Source organism: Polaromonas sp. (genome assembly GCF_016185115.1).
Classification (GTDB): Bacteria; Pseudomonadota; Gammaproteobacteria; order Burkholderiales; family Burkholderiaceae_C; genus Polaromonas.
Genome location: NZ_JACPOF010000015.1, coordinates 695,729 through 712,338, shown reverse-complemented (window position 1 = coordinate 712,338; position 16,610 = coordinate 695,729). Strand labels below are relative to the sequence as shown.

The window sequence follows — 16,610 nt, the reverse complement described above, 5'->3', positions numbered from 1 at the left end:
GCACCTGGAGTCTTCTCTCGTTCAGTATGGAAAACGTAGATGTCTCAGTACTTCGTACCCTTTTGGTCTGGCGACGTAAAGGGCACCGCGCCCTGTTGGCAACAGTCTTACGCACGTGGGGTTCGTCACCCCGCCCCGTGGGCTCGATCATGGCCATCTGTGACAGCGGATCCGTGATCGGGTCTGTCTCCGGTGGCTGCATCGAAGACGACCTTCACTACAAATTCGCGGAGCATTGCAAGGATCACGAAGCATCTGGAAAGCCTCCTCCACAGCCAGAAAGAATTAGCTACGGCGTGAGCGCCGATGAAGCTCATCGGTTTGGCTTGCCGTGCGGAGGAACAATGGAGTTGGTGCTTGAATACGATCCAGATGCGCAGAAGCTCGAAGAGCTTGTTTCCAATCTGGAACAAGGCTACTTGGTGCGTCGCAGGCTAGACCTCCTCACTGGCGCGGTAGATATAGCCTGCATCAACTCACCAGAATCCACTTCGGCTAACGATACAAGACTCATCAACTCATTCGGTCCGGAATATCGAATGCTCCTCATCGGAGCAGGCCAATTGACACAATGCCTGGCTGTCATAGCGGTGCAAAGCGGGTTTGCGGTCACGGTCTGCGACCCAAGATCAGAATATGCGGACGGCTGGGACATGCCTGGGGTTGCCATAACCAGGGAAATGCCTGACGACGTCGTTTCAGCATTTCAGCCGGATTTAAGAACCTGTGTCATTGCCCTCACACATGACCCGAAGCTCGATGATCTCGCATTGCTTGAAGCTATTGCAAGTCCGGCCTTCTATGTAGGGGCAATTGGATCGCGACGAAACAGCGCTTTACGCAAATCCAGATTGATTGAGCATTTCGGGCAGTCGGAGGACACCTTGAAACGATTGCGAGGCCCTATCGGCCTGTATGTTGGCAGTAAAACGCCACCGGAAATTGCCGTGAGTGTGATGGCAGAGGTCTTGGCCATCAAGAATGACGTCGCCCTGCCTCCGCAGGCCACCGTGGGTCAGTGGAAATCATCTAAAACATCAGAATTTACTTCTGTGGAATAAGGCTCATCCTGTCTTCCCTGCAGGGGTCAGAAAGAGACGAACTGCCACCTCTTTGGGCGTTGTGAAGGTTGGGTTAAGCACAACATACCACTAAAGTGGGCAATGCAGCTTTCAGGCCGTCTCGACGCCAAGCTTCCAGATCAAAAAAACTATTCGGAGACAACAATGAAACAGAAGTCGCTTCTGGGTAACCCATGGTGGATTGTTTTTGGATCTTTCCTGGGTCTGATTGTCGGCAATATAACGATCTATCAGTTTTCGTTCTCCGTGCTCATCAAGCCGATCACTACTGAATTCGGCTGGTCTCGAGGCATGGCATCTTCTGCGATCCTTGTCGCTGCGCTTTTCGCAGCGATCGGGACCCCTATTGTGGGTTGGTTGATTGATCGCCACGGTATTAAACGGATTACGCTGGGTGCCATCGTCCTGTTTGGCCTCGCAACTATGTCCATGTCCGTGGTGTCAAGCTCGTACGCGCTGTTCATCGCACTTTTTGCGGTTTTGGGACTTTTTAGCGCTGGGCAAGCACCCCTACCCTACGCAAAAGCGATCTCCGCGACATTTGACGCAAAAAGAGGATTGGCACTAGGCATCGCCATGACCGGGGTAGGCATCGGCGCAGCCTTAATGCCTCGTATTGCTCAAGAGTTGAATCAATCCATCGGATGGAGAGGTGCATTCATCGGCCTCGGCTTGACTGTTATGGTCATAGCACTACCGGCAGTCGCAATTTTTCTTCGCGAACCAGTCAGGTCGGGAAAATCTGGCGCTCTTGCGCTTCCAGGATTAACAGCGTCCGAAGCTCTGAAAAGCAAGGTTTTCTGGATTCTTGCCGGTGCCTTTATCAGCATTCCAATTGTGGCAAACGGTGTAATCGTGCACCTCATCCCCCTTCTTACCGATCGGGGAGTGCCGACAGCTACTGCTGTGAACGTATTTGCCAGCATCGGTGCGTCTCTGATCATTGGCCGCCTTCTCTCGGGCTATTTGCTTGACAAATTTTTCGGTCCAAATGTTGCCATTGCTTTTGTTGTGATGCCAGCGATTGGCCTAGTGCTGCTTGCCACAACGTCGGACGAGAGACTTTCCCTGCTTGGGGCAGTACTTGTTGGATTGGGCCTTGGAGCGGAAGTCGACCTGATCGGATACCTCCAAAGCCGTTACCTGGGCCTTCGATCATTCGGTCAGGTTTACGGATATCTATTCGCGATTTTTACTGTGGGCGGTGGGATTGGCCCCTTCGTGATGGGAATGATTTTCGATAGAACTGGTTCGTATCGCCCCGCGCTGATCGGCTTTTTTTGCCTGCTATGCGTAGTCGTCATCCTGCTAACAAGACTGGGGAAGGCATATCCATTCCCGGTGGAGGAAAAGCCCGATGACACACCCAGAGCACCAATTCTCGGAGGCAGCCGCGTCTAAGCAGCTGTTTTTGGCGGGACTAGATTGCAGATCGGTAGCAACGTCCCCGATAGCAGCCAGGTCAAACAGTCGCCGTCTATGCGCAACACAGCAACAAATCTGCCACCTCAAAAACTATCTATCAACTGCAGGCCCCTTCGCCCCGACTCTCAACGATGAACAACAACCATATTCTTATTACCGGCGGCTCCGGCGCAATCGGGGCTGCTTTGGCAACCTCGCTGGTTTCAAAAGGCGCAAAGGTCACCGTACTGGATCGGGTCGCGCCGCGCGCTGACGCGAACGTCGATTTCATCAAATGCGATCTGGCGGAACTGCCAAGCATTGATGAAGCAGTTCAAACGCTAGCTGATGCCGGCAAGAAGGTCACCGGAGTGGTCCACTGTGCAGGAATATCACAGTACCGATACCTGGCGGCCGAGCCTCGCGAATACTGGCTTCGGGTTCTAGCCGTAAATCTTACCGGTCCAATTGCGCTTACCCAATCGATCTTGCCGTTACTAGAAGACAACAGCTCTCTGGTTTTTATAACCTCCGGCACGGTCTACAAAGGCATTCCTGCACATAGTGCGTATGTGGCCTCTAAAGCAGGGCTCATTGGGTTTGTAAGAAGCCTATCCGCCGAGATCGGGGATCGTGGAATACGTGTTAACTCAGTCGCACCGGGACTGATCGTCACGCCGCTCGAGCCGGAGCTCGCACTGATGGAGCCTGCGCAAATACAGTCCCGCGCCCTCAAACGTCCACAAACACCAGAAGACACCGTCGGTGCGATCGAATTTCTGCTCTCGCCGGCAAGCCAGTTCATAACAGGACAGTCACTGGTGGTTGATGGTGGTTCTGTTCGGCACTAGTTAGTGCTCCAACCACCCCTTAACAACTTCGGGCTATTTGCGAGCGTTTGCTTCTGCGATAGCTAAAACTTTTCTCTAAATCTTTACTTCACTCTCACCTGGAAATCAACATGATCCGCTATCTCAAGAAAGGCCGCGACGTAGAGTCACTGGCAGCTGCAGACGCCAAAGTACGTACTACTGTAGAGGACATCATCAAAAATGTAAGTGAGCGCGGTGACGCAGCAGTCCGCGAATACTCCCAACAATTTGATAAATGGGCGCCAGAGACATTTAAGTTGTCGCAGGAACAAATCGATTCGGCCATTGCAAGCTTGACGCCACGCGAACTGGAAGACATCCGTTTCGCACAAAAACAGATACGCAACTTTGCGGAGAAGCAACGTGCGACGATGCTGGATCTCGAGATAGAAACCATGCCTGGCGTGGTCCTTGGCCACAAACATATCCCCGTGAATGCTGTGGGCTGCTACATCCCAGGAGGGAAATATCCGCTGATCGCATCCGCACATATGAGCGTATTGACGGCCAAAGTTGCCGGCGTAAAGCGCGTGGTTGCCACCGCTCCTCCCTTCAACGGTACACCCCATCCTGCTATCGTGGCAGCCATGCATCTGGCTGGGGCTGACGAGATATTGGTCCTTGGCGGTGTCCAAGCGGTGGCAGCGATGGCCATTGGTACTGAGTCAATCGCCCCAGTGGACATGATTGTGGGACCAGGCAACATGTTTGTCGCTGAGGCCAAGAGACAGCTTTTTGGTCGTGTCGGAATCGATCTTTTTGCAGGTCCGACTGAAACGCTCATCATCGCTGATGAAAGTGTGGATGCGGAAATCTGCGCGGTGGATCTGCTTGGTCAGGCGGAGCATGGGCCCACCACGCCCGCAGTTCTTCTTACCAATTCCGAGAAATTGGCGCGTGAAACCATCGCAGAGGTCGAACGCCAGTTGCGGATTCTGCCTACTGCCGACATCGCAAGCATTGCCTGGGCAGAGAATGGCGAAGTCATTGTTTGCGACACCCTTGAGGAGATGGTGCAAAAGGCGGATGAACTTGCGTCTGAACATGTTCAGGTCATGACGGTAGATCCGGACTACTTCCTCAAGAACATGAGCAACTATGGTGCGCTATTCCTTGGGCCGCGCACAAATGTCTCCTTTGGAGATAAGGTCATTGGAACCAATCACACTCTTCCAACAAACAAAGCGGCGCGTTACACGGGTGGCCTGTGGGTCGGGAAATTCATAAAGACCTGCACATATCAGCGCGTCCTCACGGACGAAGCATCGGCGATGGTGGGGGAGTATTGCTCCAGGTTATGTCACATGGAGAACTTTGCAGGCCACGGCGAGCAGGCAAACATCCGCGTTCGCCGTTATGGGAAACGCGATGTCGAGTGGTACAAGCCAGTTGAAGCGGTCTGACCTTGTTGTCCTCCCTGGAATATTTTTCGTCATTCATGGACACGATCTCGGCAACCAGTATGCCTCGGACGCCTTCTTTTAGGCTTGATGGCCGAAGGGCTCTTATCACAGGGGCTGGTAGGGGGATAGGCATGGCCGCCGCAGTTGCCCTGGCTGAAGCCGGTGCCCACGTCACGCTGGTTGCACGCACCAGTTCCGAGACACACGAAATTGCGAACGCACTAGTTTCAGCCGGGATGAAGGCCGTCAGCGCCCAGTTGGACGTTACCGACTCAAAAGCTGTTGCCCGTTTTGTGAGTGAAACAGGTCCATATCCGATTCTCATTAACAACGCGGGAACAAATCGACCAGCGCTGCTAGTAGACACGCCTGATGAAGACATCGACTTGATGCTCAACTTGAATGTAAGAGCATCTTTGTGCGTGGCAAGGGAAGTGGTCAGAGGATTAATCCACCATCAACTTGCCGGCTCAATCGTACAAATATCCTCTCAGATGGGACACGTTGGCGCTACAAAGCGGACTGTTTACTGTGCGACAAAACATGCGATGGAAGGCATGACAAAGGCGCTGGCCACCGAAGTCGGAAAACACGGGATTCGCGTGAACAGCGTATGCCCGACGTTCATCGCAACTGAAATGACTCGTGCGCAACTGGAGGAGCCAGTCTTCAGGGCTCAGGTGCTCGACAAAATTGCCTTGGGCCGTTTAGGCGAGCTTACAGATGTGATGGGCCCGATCGTATTCCTAGCCAGCGATGCGGCGGCGCTCATCACAGGTGCCTCTCTTCTTGTCGATGGAGGATGGACGGCGGCCTGACTAATCCTGGACAACGCATCGATTCAATGGAATCCCAAACCTACCCCCCGGGGTAGGGACAAGGTTAGCGATCAGACCGAATACAAGCGGACTCACTAGAAACAGACAACACACACATGGAAAACACACACCCTATTTTTGACGTCATTCAACTTGGCCGCGGCCCCGTTGGGATGACATCTGCGGCATTGATTGCCCAGGCTGGCCATACCGTGGCGCTCGTTGAGAAGCATGAGGGCCTGTATGGCCATCCTCGCGCCGGCCATATCGACCATGAAATCGCGCGAATTCTCGCCTCAGTCGACAGTGCAGATCCCGTCTTGGCAGACGCCGAGGCGCCGATGGACTATGTCTGGAAAAATGCCAAAGGGGATGTGCTCATAGAGTTTCCTTGGGGAGCCAAGGGCGTGTCTGGCTACAACGCTGATTACATGATGTTCATGCCTCTGATTGATAGCGCTTTAGCTAAACGTCTTGATGAAGAGCCGAAGGTCACAAGCTTCTGCGGATGGCAGGCCATCGAATTCATTCAGCACGACGATCATGTTGAACTGGTAATTCGGAGGACCAGGGCAGTCGAAGGCTCCGCAACACCAGAAATCACGGAAATTGAGCAGCGACTTCGTGGGAAGTATCTAATTGCCTCGGACGGCGCTGGAAGTCCGGTGCGACAGAAACTCGGGATTAAACAAGAGGACTTGGGCTTCAATGAACGCTGGCTGGTCGTGGATGCGAAGCGAAAAAGAAGTCTTCGTCGCTTTGACCCGGATTGTGGACAGATATGCGATCCCGTTCGACCCGTCACCATACTTCCACTCGGAAAGCGTCACAGGAGATGGGAGTGGTATATGTTCGAGAACGAGACACCCGAGGAGTTTTCACGTCCTGAGAAAGCCTGGGAATTACTTGCTCAACAAGGGGTAACTCAAGAGGATGTTGAGATAGTCAGACAACTGCCGTATGTCTTCAGCGCGAGGCTAGCGAGCCGATGGCAGCACGACAGGGTATTCCTGATGGGTGATGCAGCGCACACGATGCCACCATTTATGGGCCAAGGCATGTGCTCGGGCATCAGGGATGCAGCCAATTTGAGCTGGAAACTGGATCTGGTATTGCGGGGCATCACCGGTCCTGAAGTTCTCAGCACTTACCAGCAAGAGCGCGAACCACATGTCAGGGATTGGACAATCATTTCCATCGAGTCAGGAAAGTTACCTTGCACGGTGGATCCCCAGGCTGCCGAAGAAAGAGATCAACGTTTTAAAGACGGCTGGGCCCCCCCAATGCCAGACTTTCCGAAGTTGACCACTGGCGTTCTGCACAGGGAAGTCGATGGGACTCTGCGCGCGCCGACTGGTGAACTGGGTGTACAAGGACAGGTTCGCATTGGAGACAAAGCAGGTTTGCTTGACTCCTTCCAGCAGAAGGGGAAGTTCGCATTGATAAGCGTCACCAAAAATCCCTGGACGGCACTTAAGCAACAACAGTGTCAGGCAATGGAGGCGATCGGCACCCTTGCCACCTTTATTGAGCCATCAATGGATGTGGAAGGTGCGTATGCCGATTATTTTCAGCGTCACGGCATAGAGGTACTGGTAGTGAGACCTGACTTCTACATATTCGGCGCAGGCGCGATGGAGAGCTTGCCAGGCCTTATTGACGACCTGTTAAAGCAACTCGGTCAAAAGGTTCGCCGGTAATGAGTAGTCTGACTGTGCATGGTACCCCGCCCCTACTCGCAAGCGGCCTTGCATGGCCGGAATCCCCACGCTGGCACAACAACTCACTTTGGTTTTCGGACGTCCACAACTTTCGCCTGATGAAGCTCGAGCCAGGCCAGCTTCCACAAAAGGTTGCCGATGTGCCCGGCCGGCCTGCAGGACTAGGTGTGATGCCGGACGGGCGTCTCCTATTGGCCACTGCACTAGACAAGCGGCTGTGGTGGGTCCAAGAAGACGGAAACTTGGTAATGGCCTCCGATTTATCCAGTCACGCCCAAGGCTTGCTGAACGACATGATCGTCGATGAGGACGGTAGGGTTTGGGTTGGGGACACGGGCTTTGACCTGCTAAAAGGCGAACCCGAAAAGTCTGGCAGCCTTCTTACCTGGTCCCCTGGCGAAGAAGCGCGGATAGCAGCGCCAGATGTTAGATTTCCCAACGGAATTGCAGTTTGTAGGAACAGTCGCAAGCTTTATCTTGCGGAAACGTTTGGACAGTGCATCACTTCCTTCGATATCTCCGTCGGCGGGATTCTTACGAATAGGCGCGTGCACGCGTCACTAAGTGGTCGACCTGATGGCATGTGTTTGGACAGTTCTGGTGCCCTTTGGGTCGCGCTTCTTTGGGATCAGGAGTTCCAAAGGATTTCTCTCGACGGTCAGGTCTTGGAGCGTATAAAGTTACCCCATGAAAGAGCAATTTCATGTGTACTCGGGGGGGTTGACCGCAAGAGCCTTTTTCTAGGTGTCTGCGAAATTGATGAGCAGGATAAAAAGAACATTACGCGGAATGGAAGCATTAGATTCATGACGGCAGAGACAGCAGGTGCCGGCATTCCCTAGCGATGCAAAGCTTTCCCGAAGTCAGTGGTTAATGAGCTGCCAGTTTCCCGGGTGAGCCAGCCGACAGACATCAACTTCCTTGCCCTTACGCAAATCCTGGCGCTCGAACCACGCCGGAGAATGCTGAGTCTAGAGCCGGCCTGCGAATCGGCCGAAACACTAATACTCAGCATCTCGATCAGACAGTCAAAATGGCTGGGTCGAATGGCAAATCGCGAAGGCGTTTGCCAGTTAGTTTAAAGACCGCGCTGGCGACAGCAGGGGCTATAGGCGGAAGTCCGACTTCACCTATGCCACTAGGTTTTCCCCCTGACGGTAAAACCTTTACGTGGACACGTGGCGCCTCATTCATCCGTAGCAGCGGATAGTCGTGAAAATTGGATGCTTGAGGCACCCCCTTCTCAAGTATCACCTTCTCGCCTAGCAATGCAGAAAGCCCATACATGATGGATGATTCCATTTGGACGGCGATATTGTGAGGCTGCAGAGCGATTCCAGGGTCGACTGCGCACCAGACGTCATGTACTCGGATGCGTCCGGTCTTCCTGTCCACTGAAACCTCCGCTATCTGCGCGACATGCGCCTCCCATGCATCAGAGTAAGCGATGCCAAGTGCCCTTCCGGCTGGCCGGCGCTTGGTCCATCCAGCCATATTGGCCACCGCTTTAATGACATCCATGGCTTTGGGCTCGGCCGATAGTTGGTTCAGCCTGAAAGTCACCTCATCTTGCTTTGCAGCAAGCGCCAACTCATCCATCATGCTTTCGATTGCGAACTTGGTGTAGCCTGGACCGACCGCACGCCAAAAGCCCACATCAACACCACGTTGCTCGCGCAGATAGTTCAGTATGCGATTGGGAACACCATAAGTAATGGCCTCCGCGCCATCGCACACTGAAGGGTCACGGCCACCGCCGCGCTCAAAAGCTGGCGGTAACAGACGTGCATTGATCGATTCCGAAACCATGCGGTGTCGCAAGCCTGTCACCTTGCCCTTTTCATCCATAGCCGCAGTGAGATGCTGAACGACCATTGGTCGGTATTTGTCGCTTCGAATATCGTCCTCTCGCGTCCACAGTACCTTAACTGGTACGCCAGGTAAAGCTTTAGCTACCAAAACCGCATCGACGGTGTAATCCTGCTCCGTACGCCTTCCAAAACCGCCGCCCAAAAGAGTCAGGTTTACGGTTGTTTTTTCAGGAGGGAAGCCCAGGCGCCCCGCAGCCCCCATTGAAAATGACGGGGACTGAGAGGGTGCCCATATTTCGATTCTGTCTCCTGTAACCTGGGCGGTACAGTTCATAGGCTCCATACAGGCATGGGCAACATGCTGGGATGTGAACTGCGCCTCAATAACTTTGTGCGCCACCTTGAATGCCGCTTCAGGATCGCCAACTTTCACATGCTCAACGCCGGTGTCCTCAAGACGAGCAGATCTGGCTCTGTATTCGGCCAGGACGGCCTCAGATGAATAGGTACGGGCCTTAGCCGTTTGAGACCATTCCACTTTCAGCGCGTTACGTGCCTTCAGCGCCACCCAGTAAGTTTCGGCGACCACGGCAACGCCATAGGGAAGTGGAACGACGGCTTTTACCCCAGCAATCTTTTTTGCTTCCGTATCGTCAATTCGCTCAGGCTTTTCACCTTGTACAGGCGCCCGCAGGATACTCGCATAGACCATTCCGGGGAGGGAAACATCGATGCCGTAATTCGCCTTGCCCAACACCTTCTCGGGAATATCAATACGAGGGGTGTTCTTGCCAATCAAGCGAAATTGCGACGCGGGCTTGAGTTGCTCACGAGTGGACTTCGGAAAATCAGCCGGCACCTCGGCGAAGGCAGCAATTTCACCATAGGACAGGCGTCTCTTGCTGCTGGCGTGTACAGCGAAGTGCGGCTCAGTCGATACTTCGGATATAGGTACAGCCCATCTCTTTGCCGCATTGAACCGCATGACTTCGCGGGCCTGATGCCCAGCGATTCGCAACACTTCATAGTAGCCGCGAGTGGTTCGGGACGCGCCAGTAATCATTGCACCACCAAATCCAACATTGCCATAGTTCTTTGGATCCGCTGGGGCCTGCAAGACTTTGACCTTAGACCAGTCCAGATCCATATCCTCGGCCACGAGCAGAGGCATTGCGGTCCTCACACCCTGACCCATTTCTGCTCCAGGGGAATAAATTGTCACTATTCCATCTGAACCAACCTGGATCCATGCATTTGGCTTGATAGCGCTTCCTTGTGCGAAAACGGAGCCAGCAGATGGGCCGAATGCGACACCAACAGTGATAGCACCTGAGGAGAGCAAGAAGTTTCTACGGGAAACTTTATGTACGTCATGAGTGAACTCGATTGTCATGGATCAGCCTTCTTTAGCTGCGCGTTCAATGCCAGCAATGATTTGGTTGTAAGTTCCGCAGCGGCAAATGTTGCCCGACATGTGCTCGACGATTTGCGCGCGGCTTGGCTTCTTGTTTTTTGCCAGCAAAGCGGTCGCCGTCATAAGTTGGCCAGATTGGCAATATCCGCATTGCGGCACTTGCTCGGCGACCCACGCCTTCTGCAGGGGATGCTCCCCGTTTGGCGAGATGCCCTCTATGGTGGTTATCCGTTGACCCTCTACCGAAGATACCGGCAAGACACATGATCGAGTAGGTTCGCCGTTGAGATGTACCGTGCAGGCACCGCAAAGCGCCATACCGCAACCAAACTTGGTACCTTTAAGGCCCAGTTCATCACGAACCACCCACAGAAGGGGGGTATCTGGTGGCTGCGTTGATTCGACGGCTTTCCCGTTTAACGTAAATTTAGTCATCGTTGTGTTCTCCACGTGGTTGTGTTCATCTAGCTCTGCTGTTTGGATTCGTACCTGGCGTAATGCTGCCGACTAAGGCAGGTGAAACGTTTAGATCAGCGCATTTTTTGTTTTGTTGTGACGCCAATCAACGACTCGCCGAGGGGACTTTAAGAGAGAAGTCCGCCCATGTGAAGTAGGCACTTAAGCGAACCTAACTTACCTAAAAGCAACTCAGCAGCTAGATCTTCCAAACTGCACGCAAATGAAGCGGGAGCACATGGCCACAGCTGAAATTCATATTGAATAGGGCCGACGCCGATCAGACAGCGTCGATGGCATCAAATAGCGAAGGGCAAAGGTCTTCGTCTAAGTCTCGGTGAGATTCAAGCCACAAACTGTAACGAGGTGAGTTGACTGACGAGACTAAGTGGCAGCAGGAAGATGTGCAAGACATCAGCGCGCGAAAATATATTCCTGCATTACTCCACAGGACACTGGTTGGAAAACTGGGGATGCCGGCTCCGAAGCTTTCAGTGCCTTGCGCCCTACAGCCCTAAAAGGAAACCCGAGCACCCTCCGAAGGAACGATGCACGGGCACACTTCACGTGTTCTCCACTGCGTAATCTGCGCAAACCACGCGTTGAACTAACTCAGCGAACGGGCATAGCGCTTCTAAATCAGTGGCCTGCCGCAGCCCCACTTCTTGAGTCATTAAACTTCTGAAATAACGCCTCGTAGTTCGGACCAGATGCGGAGAACCGCAACGGCTTCACGCGCTCCACGCAAACCTCTTGAACATCAGGGGTAGATGTGATGATGCTCATCGTCTCCGAAATGAAGTCTTTCAAGGGCATCGCATTGGGATCGACCGCGTGAGCAGCTCCGGTCAGCTCTGTTTGCACGTAAGGAGGGATGAGCTCGATTACCTGCACGGAGGTATCACGCAGTTGATAGCGGAGCGATTGGGTATAAGAGTGAATGGCGGCCTTAGTAGCGCAATAGGTGGGAGTAACGGCACCTGGCAGGAAGGCCAAGCCTGAAGAAACGGTCATGACGAAAGCACTATTTGCAGCCTGGAAATGGGGCAACAACGAAGCTGTCAAGCGGATCGGTCCGAGCAAGTTAGTTATTACGATTTCCTCGGCGTCGGTGACTTTAGCTTCCTTGACCCACTCTGTACGCATGATCCCCGCATTGTGAATTACGCCATTCAATGACGGATGGGCCTTCAAAAGTTTTTCAGAGAATCTCTTGATCTCTTCGCCGTCCATGATGTCCAGGGCATACGCTGTCATTCCGGGATTTGCAGCGACAGTTTTCTCGAGCATCTCCTTACGACGCCCAGTGATGATCACCTGATTTCCCAACGAGTGAAAAGCCTCAGCGAGTGCTCGGCCGATTCCGGTACCGCCTCCGGTAATGAGAATTGTGTTGCCTTTGGGGTTCATGGAATATCGCTTTCAAGTTGTGTAGAAGTTTTTAAAGCTGTGGGAATGTAAATCAGAATGCTTGAATTAAGAAGTAGGCACTTTTAGGACCATTACTTACCTCTCCGATAGTTTTGATGTTGATACCCGATTCGTATCACACCTAGAAATAATTCATCTATCAACGTCATCAAGTGTCACCTAGCATCCTACGGCCGGGCGGTCGCACCGCAAGCTAATAGCGGGTTACCTGCTAGACAAAACGAGTACCCCGCCCTTCGGATATTTAGCGGAAAAACCCAGAAATATATACATCTATCAACTTTCCAGCAACGAACACTCCCAATCTATGAGAACACCGTACAAAACTCTTCTAGTCGCGCTATTCACACTAACGGTTTGGGGCACCACTTATGCTCAGTCAGCGGGGACCTTTCCAGTAAAGGCAGTTACTTTGGTAGTGCCATACACGCCGAGCAGCGGCAGCGACATCATCGCGCGCATCATTGCGCCAAAACTTTCTTTGCGTTGGGGCCAAGCCGTGGTGGTTGACAACAAACCAGGTGCAAGCGGCAATATCGGAGCACAACAAGTTGCCAGTGCGCCGGCGGACGGGCACACGCTTCTCATGGCGATTAGCACGTTTACGATGGCTCCTGCGATCTATAAGCGCATGCCTTTCGATACCGTCAAAGACTTTGCGCCTATAACCAAACTCGCCGAGTCCGGATTTGTATTTGCAATTAATCCATCGGTCCCGGCTAAAGATATGGCCTCACTAATTGCATACGCTAAGCAGCGAAATGGAGCACTTAACTACGGTACACCTGGAAATGGGACGCCCCAGCACCTTGCAATGGAGCTCTTCAAATCCAGCGCTGGTGTAAATGTCGTTCATGTCCCCTACAAGGGCATACAAGGAGCGTTGACCGATCTGATGGGCGGACAAGTGCAAATGATGTTTGCCAGCGTTCATTCAATGCGTCCCCACGCAGAGGCAGGCAAAGTACGCGTACTCGCCGTAACGGGCAGCACCCGAAGCGCACTATCACCGGAAGTACCGACCTTTCGGGAGCAGGGAGTGAACTACATGGATAGCATTGACTCTTGGTACGCGGTGCTGGCACCGGGACGGACTCCGCCTGATTTAATTGCGCGGCTTAACAAAGACTTCATCGAAGTTATCAATTCTGATGACGTAAAGGCGGCGTTGATGAAGCAAGGACTTTCGATCCACACAAGCACTCCACTTCAACTATCTCAACTCATCCAAAACGATTTGGCCCGCTGGAAGAAGGTTGTAACAGATGCTCGCATCGAGGCGGATTAGGAAGCCCCCCCCCAGCGATACCTTTCTATTCAGATTTTATATTTGCATCTTTCGCAATTTTTGAATACCTGACGGTATCCACTCGAATTGCGTTTACCAAAGCACTAGCCGGCATCGGATTGACCTCTACTCCGGCTTTCGCCAGTCCCGCTATTACAGCAGGATCCGCGAGCACCTTTCTGACGGCTGCCGAGAGCTTATTGACGGTATCGGCCGAAAGTTTGGCAGGACCCATCAAACCATTCCAATTGGCAATATCGAAAGATTGGAGCCCCTGCTCTTCAAAGCTGGGGCTGTCTGGAAGTTGCGCGTAACGCTTCGCGGTGGAGACGCCAACCACCTTGAGCTTGCCGCTTTTAACGTGGGGGGCGACCAGGTTAGCGGTGACCACAGCCAATGGTATCTGTCCACCCAGAACGTCGGCCAGGGCGGGCGCGCAACCTTTATAGGCCACATGGGTGGCCTCGATTCCCGTTCGCTCTTTAATAATTTCCATTACAAAATGTTGCGGGCTCCCTATCGCACAGGACCCATATGACAACGAACCAGGCTTTGCCTTGGCTGCCGCGACAAGTTCCTTCAAGTTGCCGATGTTGGCAGACGGATGAGCCACGACTACAAGGGGCGTCTCGCCCAAATACATGATCGGCGTGAGATCTCTATTAGGATCGTAGGGCAGCTTTCCTGCCACAGCCAAGTTAGAGACCATTGTTGGATTCTGAATCAGAAGTGTGTACCCATCTGCTGGTGAGCGAACTACCTCCATGGTGCCAATATTCCCCGCAGCACCGGCCCGGTTATCGACTACAACCGCTTGTCCCCATGTCTGCTGCAATCCCGCGCCGATCTGTCGAGCCAACACGTCGGCGCTTCCACCGGTTGCGTATGGCACCACAATGCGCACTGGTCTGACGGGATACCCTTCTGCAGCTGACGCCACATTTACAGTGCTTATGGCTAAGGTTGTCAAGAAGAGGATGGCAGATCTTGCGGCGTTAGAAATTTTCGTCATGTTGTCTCCGTATTTAGAAATAGGTGCAATCCGTAAATTGCGGGGGTGTAGCCCTACGATTCACAGCTTCAATAATCTTTTCGCATTTCCACTGAGAATCTTGACTTTGTCTTCGGCGCAAAGTGGCACGCTCTCCATCCATTTAATGCCCGCGCTGCTGTCTGAAACAAATGGCCAGTCAACTGCAAAAAGCACTCGATCCACCCCCACCTCCATCGTGCTGCACAGTAATGCGGGAGTGGAAAAGAATCCACTGGTGGTGATCCAGAAGTTATTAGAGAAAATCTCTCGAAATCTGACCGACTTTTGGCCAGGTCGAGAAAGGGCCTGATCCAATCGCCATAGTTGAAAAGGCAATGACTCACCCAAATGACCAAGCATCACTTTGAGCTTGGGGTACTTATCGAAAACTCCCGACAAAATAAGTCGCACCGCCTGAGTTCCCGCTTCGACTGCATAGCCCCATGCAGGGCGCGCAAGCATGGGATAGTCAGACAGATAGTCTTTGTAATAAGCGTCTATCACGCCCGGATGAGGCTGAGACGGATGGAGATAAATGGGCACGTCGAGACGTTCTGCACGCTCGTATATAGGCCAAAATTTCTTGAGATCTAAAAATTCGCCATTAGACAAGCCGTGAAGCATGGCACCCTTGAACCCCATGGACACACAGCGCTCCAACTCATCAGCAGCCGCTTCTGGCAACACTGTCGGTAGCGCCGCAAAGGCTGCAAGCCGATCAGGATTTGCTGCTACCGCTGCCGCCAGTCTGTCGTTGACGCGCTCGATCAATCCCACGGCTATTTCTGCTGGCAGCTTTTGGCCTGACGGCGCGCCATGCGAGAGAACGCATAGATCGATGCCGGCAGCATCCATGTCCGCAATGCGATCGCCACCGAAGTCCCGTAGTCGATTTTCAATCACACCAGGGCGACTCCCCTCAGCGCCAACAAAATGAGATGCCAGTTCTGCATCCCAATAGTGCTCTTCGATTGCAATCACTTGGCAGCGTGGATTTTTAAACATGCAAAAAATACCCTTGATGGTTGAATGGCACTAACGAACTGAGTTGAGATTCCTTTTGGCAAGAAATCAGTGCATTACGGAGCCACCGTCAACGATCATGGTCTGGCCAGTCATGAAATCACTGTCTGCGGACAAGAGGTACTCAAGAGCACCCGTCAGATCGTCAGGAGTCTGCTCACGTCGGAGACAGCGACTTGCGATAGTGGCTTTACCTGCTTCCACCCACTCTGGTTGGTCTTTCACCCCTTCACTCATTGTGAAACCTGGTGCCAGGCAGTTCGCGCGAATGCCAGCGCTGCCGAGTTCCCTAGCTAGGCACTTGGTCATGGCTACGACTGCTCCTTTGGAGGTCACATATGACAGCATGTGGACTTGTCCTTTAAAGACGGTCCCGGACGCGAGGTTGACGATCTTTCCGTATCCCTGTCTCCGCATGATGGGGACAACAGCTTTGATGCACTCGAAGCCGCCTCGAACGTTGATAGACATTACCCGATCAAACTCTTCGGAACTTATGTCTTCAATTGCACGCTTTGGCAGTCCCGCAAAAAGAGCTGCATTATTGACAAGTCCTTCGATACTTCCGAAAGATTTTTCAGTTTCCGCCACCATCCTTGCCACCGCTTTCCCATCGGTCACATCGCAAACTGTTCCGATCGCCTCGCCCCCTAATGCTCGTATCTGAGATACGGTTTGCTCAGGAGCCTTAAGGTCGCAGACGCTCACACGAGCGCCTTGTTTGGCCAATGCAACTGCGAAAATTGCACCTATTCCTTGCGCACCGCCAGTCACGATCACACTTCTACCGGTAAGTTTTCCCAAAATATTCTCCGTTAAGCTTTTTTGTGTACCCCTCGCACCTCATGATGCGA

General features: G+C 52.9%; 14 protein-coding genes. 8 read left to right on the top strand and 6 right to left on the bottom strand.

Annotated features, from left to right (window positions below; all coding sequences use genetic code 11):
• Positions 1 to 26 precede the first annotated feature (26 nt).
• The 7 genes from HYX42_RS09850 (at position 27) to HYX42_RS09820 (ending at position 8,142) form a co-directional block, all read left to right on the top strand.
• Positions 27 to 1,061 carry an XdhC family protein gene (locus tag HYX42_RS09850; RefSeq protein WP_293402322.1) on the top strand — a complete coding sequence of 345 codons (1,035 nt, stop codon included), beginning with the start codon at positions 27 to 29 and terminating at the stop codon, positions 1,059 to 1,061.
• A gap of 165 nt (positions 1,062 to 1,226) precedes the next feature.
• On the top strand, positions 1,227 to 2,483 hold the full coding sequence (locus HYX42_RS09845) for an MFS transporter (protein ID WP_293402321.1): 1,257 nt from the start codon (positions 1,227 to 1,229) through the stop codon (positions 2,481 to 2,483).
• A 155-nt stretch (positions 2,484 to 2,638) separates the two neighbouring features.
• Complete coding sequence (locus HYX42_RS09840) at positions 2,639 to 3,337, top strand: SDR family oxidoreductase (RefSeq protein ID WP_293402320.1); 699 nt, start codon at positions 2,639 to 2,641, stop codon at positions 3,335 to 3,337.
• A gap of 110 nt (positions 3,338 to 3,447) precedes the next feature.
• Positions 3,448 to 4,761: a histidinol dehydrogenase gene (hisD, locus tag HYX42_RS09835; protein WP_293402318.1), complete on the top strand. Its 1,314-nt coding sequence runs from the start codon at positions 3,448 to 3,450 to the stop codon at positions 4,759 to 4,761.
• 35 nt (positions 4,762 to 4,796) lie between these two features.
• Positions 4,797 to 5,579: an SDR family oxidoreductase gene (locus tag HYX42_RS09830; protein WP_366931148.1), complete on the top strand. Its 783-nt coding sequence runs from the start codon at positions 4,797 to 4,799 to the stop codon at positions 5,577 to 5,579.
• 116 nt (positions 5,580 to 5,695) lie between these two features.
• Positions 5,696 to 7,279 (top strand): bifunctional 3-(3-hydroxy-phenyl)propionate/3-hydroxycinnamic acid hydroxylase, encoded by a 1,584-nt coding sequence (locus tag HYX42_RS09825; RefSeq protein WP_293402316.1) that lies wholly within the window; start codon positions 5,696 to 5,698, stop codon positions 7,277 to 7,279.
• Positions 7,279 to 8,142: an SMP-30/gluconolactonase/LRE family protein gene (locus HYX42_RS09820; RefSeq protein WP_293402314.1), complete on the top strand. Its 864-nt coding sequence runs from the start codon at positions 7,279 to 7,281 to the stop codon at positions 8,140 to 8,142. The genes HYX42_RS09825 and HYX42_RS09820 overlap by 1 nt, the downstream gene beginning before the upstream one ends.
• 178 nt (positions 8,143 to 8,320) lie before the next feature.
• Here the strand turns inward: HYX42_RS09820 and HYX42_RS09815 are convergent, their stop codons facing one another.
• From HYX42_RS09815 to HYX42_RS09805, 3 genes are all read right to left on the bottom strand, one after another.
• Positions 8,321 to 10,504: a molybdopterin cofactor-binding domain-containing protein gene (locus tag HYX42_RS09815; protein WP_293402312.1), complete on the bottom strand. Its 2,184-nt coding sequence runs from the start codon at positions 10,502 to 10,504 to the stop codon at positions 8,321 to 8,323.
• 3 nt (positions 10,505 to 10,507) lie between these two features.
• On the bottom strand, positions 10,508 to 10,960 hold the full coding sequence (locus tag HYX42_RS09810; RefSeq protein ID WP_293402310.1) for a (2Fe-2S)-binding protein: 453 nt from the start codon (positions 10,958 to 10,960) through the stop codon (positions 10,508 to 10,510).
• Positions 10,961 to 11,620: 660 nt separating this feature from the next.
• Complete coding sequence (locus HYX42_RS09805) at positions 11,621 to 12,391, bottom strand: SDR family NAD(P)-dependent oxidoreductase (RefSeq protein ID WP_293402308.1); 771 nt, start codon at positions 12,389 to 12,391, stop codon at positions 11,621 to 11,623.
• Between the two features lie 328 nt (positions 12,392 to 12,719).
• On the opposite strand from HYX42_RS09805, the gene HYX42_RS09800 reads away from it, so the two are divergent.
• Complete coding sequence (locus HYX42_RS09800) at positions 12,720 to 13,700, top strand: tripartite tricarboxylate transporter substrate binding protein (protein ID WP_293402306.1); 981 nt, start codon at positions 12,720 to 12,722, stop codon at positions 13,698 to 13,700.
• 25 nt (positions 13,701 to 13,725) lie between these two features.
• Here the strand turns inward: HYX42_RS09800 and HYX42_RS09795 are convergent, their stop codons facing one another.
• The 3 genes from HYX42_RS09795 to HYX42_RS09785 all read right to left on the bottom strand — a co-directional run bounded on the left by HYX42_RS09795 (position 13,726) and on the right by HYX42_RS09785 (position 16,560).
• Complete coding sequence (locus tag HYX42_RS09795; protein WP_293402304.1) at positions 13,726 to 14,712, bottom strand: tripartite tricarboxylate transporter substrate binding protein; 987 nt, start codon at positions 14,710 to 14,712, stop codon at positions 13,726 to 13,728.
• Between the two features lie 60 nt (positions 14,713 to 14,772).
• Entirely contained in the window at positions 14,773 to 15,738 is a 966-nt protein-coding gene (locus HYX42_RS09790; protein WP_293402302.1) for an amidohydrolase family protein, read from the bottom strand.
• Positions 15,739 to 15,804: 66 nt separating this feature from the next.
• On the bottom strand, positions 15,805 to 16,560 hold the full coding sequence (locus tag HYX42_RS09785; protein ID WP_293402300.1) for an SDR family oxidoreductase: 756 nt from the start codon (positions 16,558 to 16,560) through the stop codon (positions 15,805 to 15,807).
• Positions 16,561 to 16,610: the final 50 nt, after the last annotated feature.